Below are 1,853 nucleotides of genomic sequence, written 5' to 3' on the forward strand. Positions count from 1 at the left end.
AAATAAGGATAAAAAGACAAGTCAAGATTCCTATTCCAGTTCCTCAAGTTCAAAATACACTACTGCAAGCTCTGCTCCTAACTATTCCTACTATAAGAATGAAATTGCAAAGTTAAAGGAAACCTATGAAACCAAGGAGTCTAATGTGCTTAAATTGCTTGAAAAGAAGTTTCCATCTGGACAATTGTCATATTACAGATTCAAGGAGGAAGTCGATAGCTGCAGGGTAAGCTTCTTTAAGGAAGCGGATGCAGCAGAGAATATGATAGAACTTTCTGATGAATATTCCCAAAAGATAGCTGATGAGCTTAAAAACAAGGTAAAGATCCTACAGGAAATAGTTGGAAAGATGAATGACCTCCAAAGTGAACTTATCATCAGCATCAGCAATGGTGATGACGGTTCTGATGATGAAATAACCAATCTCATAAATGAAATGAATGATCTAATTGATTCTGTAAAGAATTATGAATAAATTATTTTTCTTAATTTTATTATTTTTATAAATGATTTTTTATGAAATTTTTATATAAAAAAGCAAAAGTTTATAAATAACATATGTCATAAAATTATATGACACATTTTATTATTAATTTTTGTGTGTAAATATAGGGTGATATTATGTCTGAATTTTCACTTGATATAAATGAAATTAAAGAAGACGTAGACAAAAGTCTAAAGGAAGAAGAAGAAAAATTACCAAATGATGAAATCAAAAAGCAAGCTGATGACAATGCTGTTGCTATCTTTGAATCTGACTTCAATGATGTAGCTGCAAGAGAAGAAATCCTAAAACCATTGGACGACTTCGGTCTTAATGCAATCAACAGATCTGCAAACAAGAACAACCTCATCAACACAAGATTCAAGGATTTATCCAAAGGTGGAGATGAAGCAACCAACATTGGTAACAAATTGGAAGAGCTTGACAAGGAAATCAGAAACTTGGATCCATCTGCAATTGAATTCCAACAATCTGGTATCTTAGGTAAACTCTTGAAACCAATCAGAAATTACTTCAGCAAATACGAACAGGCTGATGAAGCGATTTCAAACATTCTTGTCTCTCTTGATACAAGCAGTAAGGTATTGCAGAATGACAACACCACTCTTCTTGCTGAGGAAACCTATTTAAGAGAATTGACCAAAAAGCTCATGACTGACATTGAATTAGGTAAGCAAATGGACTTATCCATTGAACAGCAAATTCGTCAAGCAGAAATTGAAGGTGTAGACCAACACAAGATTGATTTTGTACGTGAAGAAGTATTGTTCCCACTTAGACAAAGAATCATGGACATGCAACAAATGATTGTTGTAAACGAACAAGGAATCATCTCCTTGAATGTTGTAAGAAGAAACAACAAGGAATTGATCAGAGGAGTTCAACGTGCTAAAACAGTTACTGTAACTGCTCTTAGAAACGGTATTATGGTTGCAAGTGCATTGTACAACCAACAAGTTGTAATCAAAAAGATCAAAGCACTTAATGAAACCACTGAAGCAGTAATCGAATCAACTTCCAGAATGTTAAGAGAACAAGGAAACGAGATTCAAAAGCAAAGCATGGAAACCATGATTTCTCCTGAAGTCCTTAAGGCATCATTCGCTGAGGCATTAGCTGCAATTGAAGATGTAAGCAATTACAAAAACCAAGCACTTCCTCAAATGCAACAAACCATAATTGCATTCAGTGAAATGGCTGAAGAAGGACAAAAAGTAGTTGACAAAATTGAAATGAAATAGATCTATTTTATTTCATTCCTTTTCTTTTATTTTTTACTATTTTTATATTTTTTTAACTTTTTAACTTATTTTTTCTATTTTTAACTATTTTAATAATTTTATATTAA

General features: G+C 32.5%; 2 protein-coding genes. Both read left to right on the forward strand.

Annotation, left to right across the window (positions count from 1 at the left end):
- A partial coding sequence (locus ACKI67_RS05965; RefSeq protein WP_407462523.1) for a hypothetical protein occupies positions 1-475 on the forward strand: 475 nt, incomplete at its 5' end.
- Positions 476-621: 146 nt separating this feature from the next.
- Entirely contained in the window at positions 622-1,746 is a 1,125-nt protein-coding gene (locus ACKI67_RS05970; protein WP_407462525.1) for a toxic anion resistance protein, read from the forward strand.
- The last annotated feature ends 107 nt before the right edge of the window (positions 1,747-1,853 follow it).

It is taken from the genome of Methanobrevibacter sp. (assembly GCF_045577275.1).
GTDB lineage: Archaea > Methanobacteriota > Methanobacteria > Methanobacteriales > Methanobacteriaceae > Methanobrevibacter.

Coding starts and splice junctions, on each gene's coding strand:
- ACKI67_RS05970 (WP_407462525.1), top strand. CDS start 622: ATGTCTGAATTTTCACTTGATATAAATGAAATTAAAGAAGACGTAGAC.